The organism is Mesorhizobium sp. B1-1-7 (assembly GCF_006442705.1).
GTDB classification, from domain to species: Bacteria; Pseudomonadota; Alphaproteobacteria; order Rhizobiales; family Rhizobiaceae; genus Mesorhizobium; species Mesorhizobium opportunistum.
Genome location: NZ_VFWQ01000006.1, coordinates 243,224 through 260,519, shown reverse-complemented (window position 1 = coordinate 260,519; position 17,296 = coordinate 243,224). Strand labels below are relative to the sequence as shown.

17 protein-coding genes are annotated in these 17,296 nt (G+C 64.3%); 9 read left to right on the top strand and 8 right to left on the bottom strand.

Features of this window, described 5'->3' with window-relative positions; translation table 11 throughout:
• The first annotated feature begins 164 nt into the window (after positions 1-164).
• The 3 genes from FJ978_RS12475 (at position 165) to FJ978_RS12460 (ending at position 3,899) form a co-directional block, all read left to right on the top strand.
• Positions 165-1,124, top strand: a complete 960-nt coding sequence (locus FJ978_RS12475) for a TAXI family TRAP transporter solute-binding subunit (protein WP_140572346.1) — start codon at positions 165-167, stop codon at positions 1,122-1,124.
• A gap of 227 nt (positions 1,125-1,351) precedes the next feature.
• On the top strand, positions 1,352-3,454 hold the full coding sequence (locus FJ978_RS12465) for a TRAP transporter permease (RefSeq protein WP_140572344.1): 2,103 nt from the start codon (positions 1,352-1,354) through the stop codon (positions 3,452-3,454).
• A 61-nt stretch (positions 3,455-3,515) separates the two neighbouring features.
• On the top strand, positions 3,516-3,899 hold the full coding sequence (locus tag FJ978_RS12460) for a DUF1850 domain-containing protein (protein WP_013892045.1): 384 nt from the start codon (positions 3,516-3,518) through the stop codon (positions 3,897-3,899).
• Positions 3,900-3,933: 34 nt separating this feature from the next.
• Here the strand turns inward: FJ978_RS12460 and FJ978_RS12455 are convergent, their stop codons facing one another.
• Together FJ978_RS12455 and FJ978_RS12450 are read right to left on the bottom strand one after the other, a co-directional pair.
• Entirely contained in the window at positions 3,934-4,389 is a 456-nt protein-coding gene (locus FJ978_RS12455) for a DCC1-like thiol-disulfide oxidoreductase family protein (RefSeq protein WP_140572343.1), read from the bottom strand.
• 194 nt (positions 4,390-4,583) lie between these two features.
• Positions 4,584-4,724, bottom strand: coding sequence for a hypothetical protein (locus FJ978_RS12450; RefSeq protein ID WP_013892047.1), 141 nt, complete (start codon positions 4,722-4,724; stop codon positions 4,584-4,586).
• Positions 4,725-5,111: 387 nt separating this feature from the next.
• Between FJ978_RS12450 and FJ978_RS12445 the strand changes: the two genes are divergently transcribed.
• Together FJ978_RS12445 and ligD are read left to right on the top strand one after the other, a co-directional pair.
• Positions 5,112-5,981 (top strand): Ku protein, encoded by an 870-nt coding sequence (locus FJ978_RS12445; RefSeq protein ID WP_140572342.1) that lies wholly within the window; start codon positions 5,112-5,114, stop codon positions 5,979-5,981.
• A gap of 47 nt (positions 5,982-6,028) precedes the next feature.
• The gene (gene ligD, locus FJ978_RS12440; RefSeq protein ID WP_140572341.1) at positions 6,029-8,590 is read left to right on the top strand and encodes a DNA ligase D; all 2,562 of its coding nucleotides are present in this window, start codon (positions 6,029-6,031) and stop codon (positions 8,588-8,590) included.
• Between the two features lie 268 nt (positions 8,591-8,858).
• Here the strand turns inward: ligD and FJ978_RS12430 are convergent, their stop codons facing one another.
• On the bottom strand, positions 8,859-9,533 hold the full coding sequence (locus FJ978_RS12430) for a winged helix-turn-helix domain-containing protein (RefSeq protein WP_140572340.1): 675 nt from the start codon (positions 9,531-9,533) through the stop codon (positions 8,859-8,861).
• A 172-nt stretch (positions 9,534-9,705) separates the two neighbouring features.
• Between FJ978_RS12430 and FJ978_RS12425 the strand changes: the two genes are divergently transcribed.
• Positions 9,706-10,092: an NIPSNAP family protein gene (locus FJ978_RS12425; RefSeq protein WP_140572339.1), complete on the top strand. Its 387-nt coding sequence runs from the start codon at positions 9,706-9,708 to the stop codon at positions 10,090-10,092.
• The gene (locus tag FJ978_RS12420) at positions 10,089-10,433 is read left to right on the top strand and encodes an antibiotic biosynthesis monooxygenase (RefSeq protein ID WP_140572338.1); all 345 of its coding nucleotides are present in this window, start codon (positions 10,089-10,091) and stop codon (positions 10,431-10,433) included. Before FJ978_RS12425 ends, FJ978_RS12420 begins: the two co-directional genes overlap by 4 nt.
• Positions 10,434-10,630: 197 nt before the next feature.
• On the opposite strand, the gene mbfA is transcribed toward FJ978_RS12420, so the two are convergent.
• Entirely contained in the window at positions 10,631-11,614 is a 984-nt protein-coding gene (gene mbfA, locus FJ978_RS12415) for an iron exporter MbfA (RefSeq protein ID WP_140572337.1), read from the bottom strand.
• 174 nt (positions 11,615-11,788) lie between these two features.
• Here mbfA and FJ978_RS12410 point away from each other — a divergent pair, with 174 nt between their 5' ends.
• Both FJ978_RS12410 and FJ978_RS12400 read left to right on the top strand, forming a co-directional pair.
• Positions 11,789-12,109: a hypothetical protein gene (locus FJ978_RS12410; RefSeq protein WP_013892054.1), complete on the top strand. Its 321-nt coding sequence runs from the start codon at positions 11,789-11,791 to the stop codon at positions 12,107-12,109.
• Between the two features lie 368 nt (positions 12,110-12,477).
• Positions 12,478-13,455 carry a threonine/serine dehydratase gene (locus FJ978_RS12400; RefSeq protein ID WP_140572336.1) on the top strand — a complete coding sequence of 326 codons (978 nt, stop codon included), beginning with the start codon at positions 12,478-12,480 and terminating at the stop codon, positions 13,453-13,455.
• A gap of 77 nt (positions 13,456-13,532) precedes the next feature.
• Here FJ978_RS12400 and FJ978_RS12395 read toward each other — a convergent pair whose 3' ends face one another.
• The 4 genes from FJ978_RS12395 to FJ978_RS12380 are packed head-to-tail and all read right to left on the bottom strand — an operon-like array spanning position 13,533 to position 17,236.
• Complete coding sequence (locus tag FJ978_RS12395; RefSeq protein WP_013892056.1) at positions 13,533-14,669, bottom strand: ABC transporter permease; 1,137 nt, start codon at positions 14,667-14,669, stop codon at positions 13,533-13,535.
• Positions 14,666-15,586, bottom strand: a complete 921-nt coding sequence (locus FJ978_RS12390; RefSeq protein ID WP_140572335.1) for an ABC transporter ATP-binding protein — start codon at positions 15,584-15,586, stop codon at positions 14,666-14,668. The genes FJ978_RS12395 and FJ978_RS12390 overlap by 4 nt, the downstream gene beginning before the upstream one ends.
• Positions 15,583-16,536: an HlyD family efflux transporter periplasmic adaptor subunit gene (locus tag FJ978_RS12385; protein ID WP_013892058.1), complete on the bottom strand. Its 954-nt coding sequence runs from the start codon at positions 16,534-16,536 to the stop codon at positions 15,583-15,585. Before FJ978_RS12385 ends, FJ978_RS12390 begins: the two co-directional genes overlap by 4 nt.
• A 13-nt stretch (positions 16,537-16,549) precedes the next feature.
• On the bottom strand, positions 16,550-17,236 hold the full coding sequence (locus FJ978_RS12380; protein ID WP_140572334.1) for a CerR family C-terminal domain-containing protein: 687 nt from the start codon (positions 17,234-17,236) through the stop codon (positions 16,550-16,552).
• Positions 17,237-17,296: the final 60 nt, after the last annotated feature.

Genomic DNA, 17,296 nt, shown 5'->3' with positions numbered 1-17,296 from the left:
CGGCCGTGGCCGCGCCTAGCGCAAGCCGGAAGGTGTCACGCATCCACTCAACCGTTCGTCTAATGGATAGAATTGCGGGTTGGCATTTGCGTCTCGCTGTCTAAACTCGGCCCGGTCGCATCGAGGAGGTGGTGCGGGTGTCGATATTTCAGGGAGGAAACCAGATGTTCCATTTCAGGACGAGATTTGTTGCAGCCAGCGCGGTGGCGCTTTCGCTTGGCCTTGGCGTTGTTTCTGCCGGCGCGCAAGAATTCATCAACGTACTGACAGGCGGCACTTCGGGCGTCTACTACCCGCTCGGCGTGGCGCTGTCGGAGATCTACGGCAAGGGCATCGCGGGCGCGCGTACCCAGGTGCAGGCGACCAAGGCCTCGGTCGAGAACCTCAATCTGCTGCAGCAGGGCAAGGGCGAGATCGCGTTTGCGCTCGGCGATTCCGTCAAGCTCGCCGCCGAAGGCAATGCCGAGGCCGGTTTCCCCGGCAAGCTCGACAAATTGCGCGGCATCGCCGCCATCTATCCCAACTACATCCAGATCGTCGCCAGCCAGGAGTCCGGCATCAAGACGCTTGCCGATCTCAAGGGCAAAAGCCTGTCGGTCGGCGCGCCGGCCTCCGGCACCGAACTCAACGCCCGCGCCATCTTCGCCGCCGCCGGGCTGAAATACGAGGATCTCGGCCGGGTCGAATACCTGCCCTTCGCCGAATCCGTCGAACTGATCAAGAACCGCCAGCTCGACGCCACGCTGCAGTCGGCGGGGCTCGGCGTCGCCTCGATCCGCGATCTCGCCACCTCGGTGCCGATCAACGTCGTTGCCGTGCCGGCCGAGGACGTCGCCAAGATCGGCGCGCCCTATCTGTCGGTGGTCATTCCCAAGGGCACTTATGAAGGCCAGAGCGAGGACGTCGCCACCGCCGCCGTCGGCAATTTCCTCATCACCCGCGCCGACGTCTCCGACGAGACCGCCTACCAGATGACCAAGCAGATGTTCGACCATCTCGACCAGCTTGCCGCCGCGCACGCCGCCGCCAAGGGCATCGATCCGGCCAAGGCGCTCGACGGCATGCCGGTGCCGCTGCATCCGGGCGCGGAGCGGTATTACAAGGAGAAGGGGCTGGTGAAGTAGCAAGGTTCGCTCGGCTTATCTGAGATGTCTTCGCTAAGCGCCCCCCTCTGCCCTGTCGGGCATCTCCCCCTCAAGGGGGGAGATTGGCCGTTGTTATGTTCTTCGCCAAACCTTGCAAAACCTGCGCCGACAACGATGCCGCCGATCTCCCCCCTCGAGGGGGAGATGCCCGGCAGGGCAGAGGGGGGCACCTCGCGCTGCAGTTCGCTTGCTTGGGAGTGCGTCGGATGAGCGAACCAGCCGACAGCAAATCCTCCAGTACTTTCCACCTTCCTGTCGCCGAAGAACAAGTCGAAGGCCTGCCGCCGGGGTTCGGCGACGGCATCGCCGGCAAGGCGGCCTTTGTCATCGCCGTCGCCTTTTCCGTCTTCCAGATCTACATCGCCGCCTATGGCAGCCTTCCGAGTCAGGTGGTGCGGGCCATGCATGTCGGCTTCCTGCTGCTGCTCGGCTTTGCCCTGATCGCCAATCTGCGCGCCAAAAGCATGGCCGCCAAAACAATGTTCTGGACGCTCGGCGCGCTCGGCTTCGGCACCGGCCTCTACAACTGGGTGTTCTATACCGACCTCATCCGGCGCTCCGGCTTCCTGACCACGCCGGACCTGATCGTCGGTGCGGTGCTGGTGGTGCTGGTCTTCGAGGCGGCCAGGCGGCTGATGGGATTGCCGCTCGCGACAATCGCCTTCATCTTCCTTGCCTATTGTTTCTTCGGCAACCATTTGCCGGCGCCCTTCATCCATCGCGGCTACGACTTCGCCCAGCTGGTCGATACCTTCGCCTACGGCACGGAAGGCATCTACGGCACGCCGATCTACGTTTCGGCGGCCTATATCTTCATCTTCGTGGTCTTCGCCGCTTTTCTCGAACGCGCCGGCATGATCGCGCTGTTCAACGATTTCGCGCTCGGCCTCGTCGGTTCATGGCGCGGCGGCCCGGCGCAGGTCTGCGTTTTGTCGTCGGCGCTGATGGGGACGATTTCCGGTTCCGGCGTCGCAAATGTGGTGGCAAGCGGCCAGTTCACCATTCCGCTGATGAAGCGCTTCGGCTTCCGCCCGGCCTTTGCCGGCGCGGTCGAGGCGACGTCCTCGATGGGCGGCCAGATCATGCCGCCGGTGATGGGCGCGGTCGCCTTCATCATGGCCGAGACGCTGAACATTCCCTATGCCGACGTGGTCAAGGCGGCGATCATCCCGGCGCTGCTCTATTTCGGCGCCTGCTTCTGGCAGGTGCATCTGGAGGCCGGCAAGGCCGGCCTGCGCGGCATGGCCAAGGCGGACCTGCCCAACCCGTGGGACGCGGTGCGGCAGCACTGGCCACTGGTGCTGCCGCTGGCCGCGCTGATCTATCTGTTGTTCGCCGGCTACACGCCGGTCTTCGCCGGCACGATGGGTCTGGCGCTGACCATCGTGCTCATCCTCGGCACGCCATTGGCGGCGGCGATCGGGCCGCTCGCCTTCCGCATCGTCTTCTGGCTGGCGCTCGGGCTTGCCGCCGCCTCGTTCATGAAGTTCGGCGTCAACGTGCTGGGCCTGGTCATCGCCGCCCTGATCATCGCCTGCGCCACATTCAAGGGTGGGCGCGAGACGCTGCGGATCTGCGTCGATTCACTTGCCGAGGGCGCCAAGAACGCGCTGCCGGTCGGCATCGCCTGCGCCATCGTCGGCATCGTCATCGGCACGCTGACACTGACCGGCATCGCATCGACCTTCATCGGCTGGATCATCTCGATCGGCGAGAACAACCTGTTCCTGTCGCTGGTGCTGACGATGCTGACCTGCCTGGTGCTGGGCATGGGCATCCCGACCATCCCCAACTATATCATCACCTCGTCGCTGGCCGGCCCGGCGCTGCTGTCGCTCGGCGTGCCGCTGGTGGTCAGCCACATGTTCGTCTTCTATTTCGGCATCATGGCCGATCTCACGCCGCCGGTGGCGCTGGCCGCCTTCGCGGCGGCACCGATGGCCAAGGAGAGCGGCCTCAAGATCGGCATCCAGGCGACCAAGCTCGCCATCGCCGGCTTCGTGGTGCCGTTCATGGCTGTCTACACGCCGGCGCTGATGCTGCAGGATGCCGGGCCGATCGCCGCCCAGTTCGGCTATCCCATCGAGGTCGCCTATATCGTCGTCAAGGCGTGCATGGGCATCGTGCTGTGGGGCGCGGCCGCCGTCGGCTTCCTCGCCACGCGCATGGCGTGGTGGGAACGGCTGGTCGCCTTCGCCGCCGGCGTGCTCCTAGTCGCGGCTGTGCCGCTTACGGACGAAACCGGCTGGGCGCTGTCGCTTGCCTGGATCGGCTGGCATTGCTGGCGGGCGCGGCGGGCCAGAGCATGATCCCGAAAAGTGGGATCCGGTTTTCGGAAGAGACCATGCTCAAGCAAAGAAATAGCAGCGCATGAGCCTGTGCATCCTCGCCGCCGGCAAGACGGTGACGCTGGCGATCGCCGCCTTCACGCTGTCCTGGACGCATTCGGTGGAACGGACGCGATGGGAGGAGGACTGGAAGGTGACGCCGTCCGGGCTGCAAGTGGTCGAGGCGCGCATCAAGGGTTCGGGCGCCGGCATGGAACCGCCGGAGGGCGCGGTGCTGAAAGACGGCTGGTGGGTCTATGTCCCGAAGGTTGGGCCGCAGCGTCACGTCTCTCTCGCCGCCTCCGGCGCAACCGGCGGCGGCTGGACGCTGTGCACGGTTCAGGGCTGCCGGGAACTCGGCAGGGAGGCCGGCGGCTCCATCGCGCTGGAGCCATGCGGGTCGGATGGCACGAGCCAGCCGCGATAGCGCACCAACGCCAGTTGCGCGGCGAGATCGCAATCTAGCCAAGGAACCGCCCGCGCAGTTCGGCCGACGGAATGTCGCAGCTGTCCTTCCTGCCGAACAGGGCATAGCGATTCTTGGCGACGCGCTCATAGAGCCAGTCGCGCAGCGGGCGCGGCAGCAGCAACAGCGCCTTGGCCGCGCGCCACGGCCAGCCGAGTTCCGCCATGACGGCGACAAAACTGTCGAGCCGCGTGAAGGCGGCACCGTCGACAAGGACGAGATTGGTTTCGTAAGCGTCGGTGCGCAGCCCGTGCTTCCTGAACAGCGCTTCGCCGAAAGGCGACTGGGCTGTGGCGAAGCGGAAGCGACTTTTGCGGTCCAGCTTGACCACCATGCGCACGAAGCCGGAGCAGAGTACGCAGACGCCATCGAAGACGATCAGCTGACGGCTTGTACCTGACGGCTCAGAGGGACTTGATTGGGGCAGATTTGATTGGGGAAGGTCGGTCACGCGGGCCTCGGCTGCTCGTGTCCCAGGACACTAAGCCAGCCGCAGGCGGGGTTAAAGACGTGGCGATGCCGCACGCCGCCCGTCACTGAGGACCCGGTCACCCAGAACGGGACGCTCGGCGCGATAGGTGGTGGCACGCGCGTTGGCACCGGGCCTGCAGATGCGGCTGTTGTGGCGGCTCTCGAACGTCATGGTCAGTGCGCGCCCAGCGACGTGCCGCGACGGGCGCAAGCCGGACCGGGACCGCGCATGTAGTAGCGCTCGGGCCGGTAGGTCGGCGCGACGAATTCGCGGATGGCGGCGGCATAGCCGATGAGGTGCGTGAGGAAGTTCATTTACCCTGTCCCTGTCCCGATTTTCGGATGTCCCTTCCGAATTGCGAGAATGATAGCATCGAGGCGTGAATAGTCGGTGAACGTGATGTTAATTTCTGGTCGAAAACCCGTCGCTTCGTGGCCGGAATGCGGCTGATTCGGGGTGTTTCGGTGCCTTTTGTCGCCATTTCGCTCAGTGTGACTTTTGCATCACATATGTTTCGTTTGAATGTCGCCCGCGCGCGGTTCTGTTTCAATTTCCGCCGCGCCCGTGAAATTTCCGTTCGGGACGCTTCGATGCGGGCCTGACTTCAAGGTGCTCGAACATCAAGCGATCAGGAAACTGGCAAGGAACTGGAGCGCGCGCCATCCGTTCTCACCTTCATCGCGTTCCTGAAGGGAGTTGTCATGGCGCCGCGTCCTGCCTGGAGGGGCTATCTGAAGCTGTCGCTGGTCACCTGCGCCGTCGAACTGACCAATGTCGTCACCCACACCGAAAGGGTGTCTTTCCGCATCCTCAACCGCAAGACCGGCAATACGGTGAAGCGCATTTATGTCGACGCCGAGACCGGCGAGCCGCTTGGCGACGATGACGAGATCAAGGGCTATGAACTCGACGACGGCGATTTCATCCATATCGAGGAAGACGAGATCGAGGCGGTGCAGATCGAATCCTCGCACACGATGAGCCTCGACGGTTTCGTCGACAAGGCCTCGATCCAGCAGGTCTATCTCGATACGCCCTATTATGTCACGCCGGGCGACAAGGTGTCGGAAGAAGCGTTTGCCGTCATTCGCGACGCCATGTCGGGCAAGAAGATGGCCGGGCTGGCGCGCATCGTGCTCTATCGACGCGAACGGCCCGTGGTTATCGAGCCGCTCGGCAAAGGCATGGTGCTGACCACGCTGCGGTATGACAACACGGTGCGCCAGCCTGATACCGTGTTCGGCGAGATCGAGGCGGTGAAGACCGACCAGGAGATGACCGATCTTGCCGAACTCATCATCGACAAGAAGAAGACGAAGTTCGACCCGTCGAAATTCGACGACAAATACGAGGACGCGCTGCTCGAGCTGATCCGCGCCAAGAAGGCCGGCCACAAGGCGCCGAAGGCAAAGGCCGCGCCAAAACCTTCCAATGTCATCAACCTGTTCGACGCGTTGAAAAAGAGCCTGTCGGACTCCGGGTCATCGAAAGCGTCTTCGTCGGCGAAAGCCAGGCCGGCAGCCAAACGCGCCAAGCCGAAAACGGCCGCGCCCAAACGCAAATCGGCCTGAGGACCAGAGAAGCCTGAGGACCAGGGAAGCTTGAGAACCAGAAAACAATGGCCGGACTCGAACAGTATCATTCCAAGCGCGACTTCAAGAAAACGTCCGAACCGGCCGGCAAGGTCGCGCGCGGCAAGAAGGGCGAGGTTGGTGGCGGTCTCTTCGTAATCCAGAAGCATGCGGCGACCAGGCTGCATTACGATTTCCGCCTCGAGCATGACGGGGTGCTGTGGAGCTGGGCGGTGACGCGCGGCCCGAGCCTCGACCCGCACGAAAAGCGGCTCGCCGTCCATGTCGAGGACCACCCGATCGACTATGCCGGGTTCGAAGGCACCATTCCCAAGGGTGAATATGGCGGCGGCTCCGTCATCGTCTGGGACGAGGGGACATGGGTTCCCGAGACCGACCCGGCCAAGGCGATGAAGAAGGGCTATATCAACTTCGAGCTCAAGGGCCACAAGCTGCATGGCTCATGGCATCTGGTGCGGCTGAGGCCGCGCCCAGGCGAGAAGCGCGACAACTGGCTGCTGATCAAGTCGGACGATGCGGCGGCGCGTCCGGGCGAGGATATCCTCGAGGAGGCGCCGCAATCGGTAAAGTCGGGCCTGACGATCGAGGAGGTCGGCGCGGGCAAGACCGCCAGGGGCGAGAAACCGAAAGTCTGGCATTCCAACAGGCCGGCCGCCAGCAAGGCGAAGGCCGCGGGCCGGAAACTCGACTTTGTCGAACCGCAGCTTGCCACGCTGGAACGGGAGGCTCCGTCGGGCGAGGACTGGCTGCACGAGGTGAAGTTCGACGGCTATCGCATGCAGGCACAGATCGCCGGCACGGAGGTGCGGCTCTTGACCCGCGCCGGCCTCGACTGGACGGAGAAATTCGGTGGCGAGATCGTTGCCGAACTCGCTCGCCTGAAGTGCAGCGACGCCATCATCGACGGCGAGGTCGTCGTGCTGGCCGACAGCGGTGTCTCGTCCTTTTCATTGCTGCAGCAGGACCTGTCGGCGAAGCGGACAAACCGCTTCATCTACTATGTCTTCGACCTGATGCGCCTCGACGGCAAGGACCTACGCCGCGAGCCGCTGGTCGAGCGCAAGCAAGCCCTGCAGGAACTGCTCGGCAAGCCATCCGAGAACGCGGCGGTGCGTTTCTCCGACCATTTCACCGAGCCCGGCAAGATCATGCTGGAGCATGCCTGCCGCATGGGACTGGAGGGCGTCGTCTCCAAACGCGCCGATGCGCCCTATCGCAGCGGGCGCGGCCCTAGCTGGGTGAAGTCGAAATGCACGGCGCGGCAGGAATTCGTCATCGGCGGCTATTTGCCGTCGGACAAGACCGGGCGCGGGCTGCGCTCGCTGCTGGTCGGTTATTACGAGGGCGGCAGCCTGCACTATGCCGGCCGCGTCGGCACCGGCTTCTCCACCAGGGGTGCCAACGATCTAAAGAAGAAACTCGATGAGCTGAAGGCGAATACCTCGCCGTTCGACGCAGCCGTTCCCAAGGGCAAGGGGCTGGTCTGGGTCAAACCCGAGCTTGTCGGCGAAGTGGAGTTCCGCAGCTGGACATCGGACCGTATAATACGCCATGCCTCGTTCCAGGGGCTGCGCGAGGACAAGCCGGCGGAGGAAGTCGTGCAGGAAAAGCCCAGGGCGGCGACACCCAAGGAACCACGGGGCAAGACATCAGGGGGCAAGGAACCAGGAGGCAAGAGCTCAGCCAAGATGAAATCCGCGCCAAGCGGCGCTGGCAAACCTGCCGGGGCGATGACAACCATGGTAAAACTCTCCCATCCCGACAAGCTGCTGTGGCCCGACGAAAAAATCTCCAAGCAGGGCCTGCTTGATCACTACGCGCAGGTTTGGCCGCGCATGGAGCGCTTCGTGATCAACCGGCCGCTCAGCCTGGTGCGGGCGCCCGATGGCGTCGGCGGCCAGCGCTTTTTCCAGAAGCACGCCTCGGCCGGGATGAGCGACAAGATAGCCCGGACGAAGGACCCGACGGACGGCGAGGAGATCCTGTTCATCCGGGATTTCGACGGCATCGCCGCGCTGGTCCAGTACGGCGTTGTCGAAGTTCATATCTGGGGCTCTACCGTCGACGAGATCGAAAAGCCCGACCAGATCATCTTCGATCTCGATCCCGACGAAGGCGTCGACGTCAAAAAGGTGCGCGACGCCGCGCTGGATATCAAGGACAAGCTCGACGAGCTGTCGCTGCCGAACTTCGTCAAGACATCGGGCGGCAAGGGTTATCATGTGCTTGTGCCGCTGAAGCCCGCGGCCGACTGGGACGAGGTCAAGAATTTCGCCCATGATTTCGCCAGGGCGCTCGAACAGGCCTCGCCCGACCGCTACACGGCGACGCTGTCGAAGAAGGCGCGCACCGGAAAGATCTTCGTCGACTATCTGCGCAATGGAAGAGGCTCGACGACGGTGGCGCCCTTTTCGTCGCGCGCCAAGAAGGGGGCTACCGTGTCGATGCCGGCGACCTGGGCCGAAATCGAGGCCGGACTGGCGCCCAACGCTTTCCCGATCGGCGACAAGACGACGATGAAGCAGTTGAAGGAGCCCGATCCGTGGAAGGAGTTTTTCGAGGTGGGGAAAGCGTTGAAGCGGGGATAGGTCCGAGACGAAGCCGAGACCTTCCGATGCAAGTGCAACATCAGCAGAATGGCTGACGTAGCGTTCCGTCACACCCCCCTCTGTCCTGCCGGACATCTCCCCCGCAAGGGGGGAGATCGGCTATTTCAAAGTGTCGTTCATTTCTGCAACGTTGGAGATTGGCGAAAGTGGAGGAGCGCCTAATTTCCCTCCTTGCGGGGGAGATGGCCGGCAGGCCAGAGGGGGGTGCTGTCCCGCCAACGACTGCCGGAGTAGCGCCGCTGGGCCATCAACCCAAAAACACCTTCTCGAACGCCTGCTTTCCCGGTGGTGAAAACACCACCGCGCGGCTGTCCTTCTCGCGGCGCGCCCACTTCTCGGCAAGGATCTTGTCGAGGATCGCGGCACCCAGCGTGCCGGCGAGGTGGGAACGGCGCACGCTCCAGTCGAGGCAGGCACGGCAGACCGGGCGGCGTGGCTTGGCGCCGACATTGATGCCTATTGCCGCGAAATGCGATGCGGCCGAAGGCCCGAGCCTGATTTCCTTATCGTCGCGGATCAGGATGTCTTTTTCGACCAGTCGGTCGAGCATCGCCACGGCCTGCTCGCCGGCGAGGTGATCGTAGCAGACGCGGGCCACGCGCATGGCGCCGTCGCGCGGGCCCGGCCGCACGCGCTTCGGGCCGACGGCTTCGGCGACCCCGGTAATGGCTTCGATCATGCCTGCCACCTGCGGCCCGGCGAGGCCGTAATAGCGATGGCGGCCCTGGCTGGCCAGGGTCAGAAGGCCGCCCTCCATCAGTTTCGACAGATGCGAGGAGGCGGTCGGCAGCGAGACACCGGCTTCCAGCGCCAGTTCGCTCGCGGTCAATGCGGTGCCGCCCATCAGCGCGTTCAGCATGTTGGCGCGGGCCGGATCGCCGACCAGGCTGGCGATGCGGGCAATGTCGGGTCCTTCACGCATAGTTCGTTCCTCGTCGAAGCATTCTCGTCAGATAAGCATTATTCTCCGGTCGGCTCAAGGAAGCGGCGAAGCACACCACGACGGCTCCTGACACCAAACTGCCTAGCACACACAGGCGCGCGACGTTTCGACCGCGCTCGAACCATTGATGCAACGATCCGAGGAGACGACCATGACCATCACCTGTTTCATCCGCTATGAGATCGACCCGTTCGGCAAGGCTGCCTTCGAGGAATATGCCCGCAACTGGGGCCAGGCCATTCCACGCTGCGGCGCCGACCTGATCGGCTATTTCGCGCCGCATGAGGGATCGGCCACGACGGCGTACGCCGCCTACAATATCGACAGCCTGGCGGCCTACGAAGCCTATCGCGCCCGGCTTGCCGCCGACCCCGCCGGCAAGGCAAACTACGCGTTCGCCAAGCGTGAACGATTCATCCTCAAGGAGGACCGCATGTTCCTGAAACTGGCATCCGGCCCGCATGCGCCAAGGCTTGATCCTGAAAAGTTGCAGACTTTTCAGACCGGGATCATGCCAAGGGAAAAGGTGTTGCCGTGATCGCGGTCATCTTCGAGGTCGAGCCGGCCGAGGGCAAACGCGATGCCTATCTCGGCATCGCCGCCAAGCTGCGTCCGCTGCTCGATGGCATCGATGGATTCATCTCGATCGAGCGCTTCCAGAGTTTGGCCGGCCCCGACCGCATCCTGTCGCTGTCGTTCTGGCGCGACGAGGAAGCGGTCAAGGCCTGGCGCAATACGGAAGAACACAGGCAGGCCCAGAAGGCCGGCCGCGGCGGTATCTTTGCCGGCTATCGACTGCGCATCGCGCATGTGGTGCGCGACTATGGGCTGACGGAAAGGGATGAGGCGCCGGTCGATAGCCGGGCGGTGAATGGGTAGCGACTCCTCCTTCTCCCCTTGCGGGAGAAGGTGGCCGAGCGAAGCTCGGTCGGATGAGGGGTGCTCCAGCTTGGCGATACTCTTCATCCAGACCGTAGGCCTAAATCGCCAACGTCTCACTCCGCTGGAACACCCCTCATCCGTCTCGGCGCTGCGCGCCGATCCACCTTCCCCCACAAGGAGGGAAGGAAAGAAGCTCAGGCATTCCCGATCAGCACGCCCGCGGCGAACACCAGCGCGCCGCCGAGCACCACCTGGAAGGCGGCGCGCAGGAAGGGCGTCTGCATGTATCGGTTCTGGACGAAGGCGATGGCCCATAACTCGAAGAACACCACCACGGCGGCAACGGCGGTCGCGGTCCAGAAATGTGGGATGAGATAGGGAAGCGCGTGGCCGAGGCCGCCTGCGGCCGTCATGACGCCGGTCGTGACGCCGCGCTTTATCGGTGAGCCGCGTCCCGAGAGCTTGCCGTCGTCGGAGGCGACTTCGGTGAAACCCATGGAGATGCCGGCGCCGATCGAGGCCGCAAGTCCGACCAGGAAGGTCTGCCAGGTGTCATGCGTGGCAAAAGCCGCGGCGAAGATCGGCGCCAGCGTCGACACAGAGCCGTCCATCAGACCGGCAAGGCCCGGCTGCACATAGGTGAGGATGAATTGGCGCTGCTCGGCCGCCGCTTCTTCGTCCTTCACCTCGCCAGGCACGTGCTTCTGCTCCAATTGCTGAGCCAGCGTCTCGTGGCCTTGCTCGACCGCCGCCAGATGATCGAGCAGTTTGCGCGTCGAAGCGTCGGTGGTACGCTTTGCCGCCTCGACATAAAACAGGTAGGCTTGCCGCTCCATCACCTCGGCCTGGCTGCGCACATTTTCGATCCCGAGCGGCCGGACAAGCCAATCGGGCTTGCGCTCGTAATAGCCTTTCACATGTTCGCGCCGGATCAGCGGAATGCGCTCGCCGAAACGCTTGCGATGAAGCTCGATCAGCGCATCGCGATGGCCATCCTCCTCATGCGCCATCTCCTCGAACATCTTCGCCGATTGCGGATACCTATCCGCCAGCCCATCGGCATAGGCCCGGTAGATGCGCCCGTCGTCCTCCTCGGATGAAATGGCCAGCGCCAGGATCTCCTGTTCGGACAGCGATTCGAAGGGACGGCGGCCGAAGCCGAAAACGCGGGAAAGCATGAGCAAATCACCCTAGTTTAGAATTGTTCTAAACTAGGGTTTGACGGACCCCGGGTCAATCGCGCGCTTGCTCACGGCTCAAGAATTGTTGAAGCCGACGCCGGAGCGTGCCCTTCATTATTGGCAAAGGTTAACCTATATAGTTGAACTCAAGACAAGGATGAGGATCAACGCATGACGAAGCCGCACGCAGAGCATTTCGACCCAAAGCCCGTTCTCGATCTCATTGCCAGCATCGAGGCCGACCTGCAGCGCCTGAAGGGCCTGGTCGAGCAGCAGGTCGAGAAGTTCGACCCCGCCAATCCGCACAACAAGGCCCCGGACGGCAAGCTGACCGAGGAAGGCGTCGAATGCTGCTACCGCATGTTCGACGAGGGCAAGTCGCGCTATTCGGTCGCCCAGCAGATGAAGATCTCCTTCGCCGCCGCCACCCACCGCTTCAACAACTGGCGCAAGCTGGGCGGGACCAAGAGGCAGCGGACGCTGCTGGGGTGAGAACCCGGTTCGCCGCAGGCAGCGGGACTCCGGCTGCATGCTCTGCGATTGGAAGACAATCAGATATGTCGGCGGGCCAGCACCCCCCTCTGGCCTGCCGGCCATCTCCCCCGCAAGGAGGGAGATCAGACTTCATCTTTGCCTTCGCCAATCTCACACGCCGCAAGGAAGCGGCGGCCTCTAAACTGCCAATCTCCCCCCTTGCGGGGGAGATGTCCGGCAGGACAGAGGGGGGTGTGCCGGCCGCAACGCTGGCGACATTTTGTACCTCGTCATAATCGCCAAATTTTGTAGCGGTCACATCTTTTCGTTGGCTTCGCGCGGGCCTTTGCGTGCACCATGACGGGCCACATCTCGCAGGATCCGTCATGATCACCCCTCCCGGCATCGCCGACATCCACGCCGCCGCGGCCCGGCTCTCCGGCCTGATCGTCGAAACGCCATTGATCGAATCGGCCGAGTTCAACAAGCGCTTCGGCGCGCGCATCCTGTTCAAGCCGGAGACGCTGCAGCGCACCGGCTCGTTCAAGTTCCGCGGCGCCTACAACAAGCTGTCGTCGCTGAGCGAGGCGGAACGCGGCCGGGGCGTCGTTGCCTTCTCCTCGGGTAACCATGCGCAAGGCGTTGCCGCCTCGGCCGCCATGTTCGGTGTCAAGGCGGTCATCGCCATGCCCGCCGACGCGCCGGCGATGAAGGTCGGCAATGTCCGCAAGATGGGCGCGGAGGTGGTGCCTTTCGACCGTTTTCGCGATGACCGCATGGCCGTGATCCGCCCTTACATCGAGAAGGGCATGGTGCTGGTGCCGCCCTTCGACGATCCGGCCATCATCGCCGGCCAGGGTACGATCGGCCTCGAACTGATGCGCCAGGCGAGAGCGCTTGGCGTCGAGCTCGACGCGGTGATCGTTCCCTGCGGCGGCGGCGGCCTGTCGAGCGGCATCTCCGTTGCCGTCAAGGATGCTTCGCCCGGCACCGCCGTCTGGGCGGTCGAGCCCGAGCATTTCGACGACACGCGCCGCTCGCTCGCGGCAGGCGCCAGGGTCTCGAACGAGCCGGGCCATGATTCCATCTGCGACGCGCTGCTGACCGCCGAGCCGGGCGTGATCACCTTCGAGATCAACCGCCGGAACCTCACTGGAGCCATCGCCGTCTCGGACCAGGCGGCGGCGCAGGCGATGCGCGACGCCATGGCCTATCTCAAGCTGGTGGTCGAACCCGGCGGCTGCGTCGCGCTGGCGGCGCTGTCGTCGGGCGAGATCGAGCTGTCAGGCAAGAATATCGCCGTGGTGCTGTCTGGCGGCAATGTCGATTTCGGGACGTATGCCGGGATCATGGCGGCGGCTTAGGCGCTCCACGCGGAAGCGTCGCGCTTGAGCATCCCCCTCTGTCCCGCCGACTTCAAAACTTCCCGATATCGCGGCCCCTAATCCAGCGTACGCCTGAACCGGACCAACGCGACGCCGGCAAACAAAACGACAAACACCACCAGCCAGCCAATCTCGGTTGCCACGGCCGGCAGTTCGGCGCCCTTCAGCATCACCGCGCGGGTGATGCGCAGGAAATGCGTCAGCGGGAAGATCTCGCCGAAGGTCTGCGCCCAATCCGGCATGCCGCGATAGGGGAACATGAAGCCGGACAGCATGATCGACGGCAGGAAGAAGAAGAAGGTGAGCTGCAGGGCCTGCATCTGCGTGCGCGCGATGGTCGAGATCGTATAGCCGAGCAGCACCAGCGACAGCACGAACACCAGCACCGCCGACAAAAGCAGCGACATCGACCCGGTGAAGGGGATGGCGAACAGAAGCTTCGCCGCCGCCAGCACCACCACCACTTGCACGGCGCCGACCGCCAGATAGGGCAGCACCTTGCCCATCATGATCTCGAGCGGGCTCGACGGCATGGCGAGCAGGTTTTCCATCGTGCCGCGCTCGGTCTCGCGCGTCAGCGCGATCGAGGTCATCATCACCATGGTCATCTGCAGGATGACGCCGAGCAGGCCGGGCACGATGTTGTATTGCGAGATGCCTTCGGGATTGTAGCGCCGGTGCACCACGACATCGAGCTGTCCCCTGGCGGCCTCGGCGGCGGCTTCCTGCATGCCCTGGGCCCTGAGCAGGGCCTGGCTGGCGACGGTGCCGAGCGTGGAGATGGCGCCGCTGGCGACGGCAGGATCGGTGGCGTCGGCCTCGATCAGGATCTGCGGGTTGTCGCCGCGCTCGACCCGCTTGGCGAAGTCGGCCGGTATGGTGACGACGAAGGCGACGTCGCCGCGCGCCATCAGGAACTCGGCCCCCTCGGCGCTTTGCGCGACATGGTCGAAGCGGTAGTAGCCGGTGGTCTGCAGCGCCGCGACGATGGCGCGGGTGTAGGGGTCGCTGCTGGTCGCCACCAGTGCGGCAGGCAGGCTCTTCGGATCGTTGTTGATGGCGTAGCCGAACAGCACGAGCTGTATCAGCGGCACGCCCAGCATCATGGCGAAGGTGATGCGGTCGCGCCGCATCTGGATGAATTCCTTGATCAGCAGCGCGCCGAGCCTGGCGAAGGAGAAGATGCCGTTCATGCCATGTTGTCCTTCGACCCCGACATGAACTGGATGAAGACGTCCTCCAGGCTGGTTTCCCCCGGCGCCACCGTCACGCCCTTGTGCTCTTTCTCGACATCGGCAAGTGCCGCTTCGAGCGTCTTTTTGTCGGAGCCGACGACATGCAGCGTGGCGCCGACCGGCGCCACCTGGTCGACGCCGGGGCGCCCTTGCAGCGCTTCGGCCACCTGATCGAGCCGCGGACCCTGCAGCACGAAGGTGGTCAGCCCGGCATTCCTGACCACCTCGGCCACGGTGCCGGTGGCCAGCATCTTGCCGTAGGAGATGTAGCTGATGCGGTGACAGCGCTCGGCCTCGTCCATGTAGTGGGTGGAGACCAGCACGGTCAGCCCGCCGCTGGCGAGGCGGTGGATCTCGTCCCAGAATTCGCGCCGCGCCTTCGGATCGACGCCGGCCGTCGGCTCGTCGAGCAAAAGCAGTTTCGGCTTGTGCATGATGCAGGCGGCCAGCGCCAGACGCTGCTTCCAGCCGCCCGACAAGGTGCCGGCCAGCTGGTTGCGGCGCGTGGTGAGGCCGAGCTCTTCCAGCGTCCTGGCGACATGCTCCTCGACCGGCTTCAGCCGGTAGAGCCGCGCCACGAATTCGAGATTCTCGCCGATCGTCAAATCCTCGTAGAACGAGAATTTCTGCGTCATGTAGCCGACTTCGCGTTTGATCCTGAGCGAGTCGGTGCGGATGTTGAAACCCAGCACCGTGCCTTCGCCCTCGTCCGGCGTCAGCAGACCGCACATGATGCGGATGGTGGTGGTCTTGCCCGACCCGTTGGGACCGAGGAAGCCGACGATCTCGCCTTCGGCGACCGACATCGTCACGTGGTCGACGACGGTCTTGTCGCCGAAGCGCTTGACCAGGCCATGAACGTCGATGACATTCATTTTGCCGTTTCCGCAAGATCGACATCGACGATCTGGCCGGGCTGCAGCGGACCCGCATCGCCCTCCGGCCGCGCCTCGACGAGGTAGACCAGCTTCTGCCGGTTCTCCAGCGAATAGATCACCGGCGGGGTGAATTCGGGATCGGGCGAAACGTAGCTGACGCGCGCCTTGACGTCCGCACCGCAGCCGTCGCAATGCACGCTGAGCAGGCTGCCGACCTTGACCGATGAGAAGGCGGCCTCCGGTATATAGACGCTGAGCTTCACCGCCCCGTCGGGCAGCACCGAAATCACCGGCGCGGTCGGACCCGCCGTGTCGCCGGGATTGCGGATGACGTCGTTGACGCGGCCGGGCGAGGGCGCCGCCAATATGCGCTTGGACAACCGCCACTCGGCCTGGTCGAGCGCGGCCTGCGCTTGCTTAACCTGATTGTCGGCGGCCTTGATCGTCTCGGCGCGCGCCGGCAAGCCGCCGACGGCGAGATTGGCCTCAGCCTGGCCAACCTGCGCGTTGGCGGTCTCCAGCGTCGCCGAAGCGGTGTCGTAGTCGGCCTGCGTGCCGGTACCGCGCTTGAACAGGTCGGCGGCGCGGTCGTATTTGCGCTTGGCGTCGTCGGCCTGCGCCTTGGCCATGTCGACCTGGGCCTTGAGCGCGGCGATTTCTTCCGGTCGCTTGCCGACCTGAAGGTCGGCAAGCTGTGCCTGCGCCTGCGCCAGGCTCGCCCGCGCCTGCGCCACCGCGATCTTGGCATCGGCGCTTTCCAGCGTCACCACCGTCGCGCCTGACGTGACGCGGTCGCCGCGCTTGACCGTGACGGTCTCGACCTGCGCCACCTCGATCGGCGCCAGCAGCACATAGTCGCCTTCGACATAGCCGACGGCCAGCGGCGGCGCCGGGGCGCAGGCACCGAAAAGCTGCACGGCGAGCGGCAGCGAACATAGAAAACTCATGGTCTTTGCCCCTTCATTTCTGCTTCTTCCTGGCGGCCAGTATGGCGCTGAGATTGTCAGCCGTGACCGCCACGACCTTTGCCGCCTCGGCGCTGCCGATGTCATGCCAGCCCATGCGGCGCATCACCGCTTCGCGGCCGATGCGGAAATAGATGACCTGGCCGATCAGCGTGAACACGGTGAGCCGGGTCCGTTCGCTTTCGGCCGGCTCGCCGGTCGCCTGCTCCCAGATCAGGCACAGCCGGCGATGCGTCGGCTCGAACACGCCATCATAGATGCGGTCGAGCGCAGCCGTGGGATGCGACAGCTCGCGCAGCACGAACTGCACGATCTCGCCGGCCTCCGGCTGCGCCACGATGAAGCCGACCATCCGCTCCAGCGCCGCGAAGAGCTGCGCCCTCGCCGCCTCGGGATCGGTTGGAGCCGCCGCCTGGCTGTTGCCCAGCGCCTGGCCGGCGACGGTCTGGATGGTCTCGACGATGAAGTCGGCGGCGGCGGCGCGAAGGCCTTCCTTGCCGCCGAAATGGTAGGCGATCGAACCGATATTGGCTCGCGCCTCCGCCGCGATCTCGCGGGTCGAGGTGCCGTCGAAACCCTGCCGTCCGAACAGTTTCAGCGCGGCGCGGACGAGCGCGGCCCGCGTCAACTCCGCCGGGGGCGTGTCGCGGCGTGGATTCTTGGCTTCGGGCGATTTGATCATGGCCCATCTTTAATCAATCGATTGATTAAAGTCAACTTGTGTGCGGGGCTGTCTTGCCAT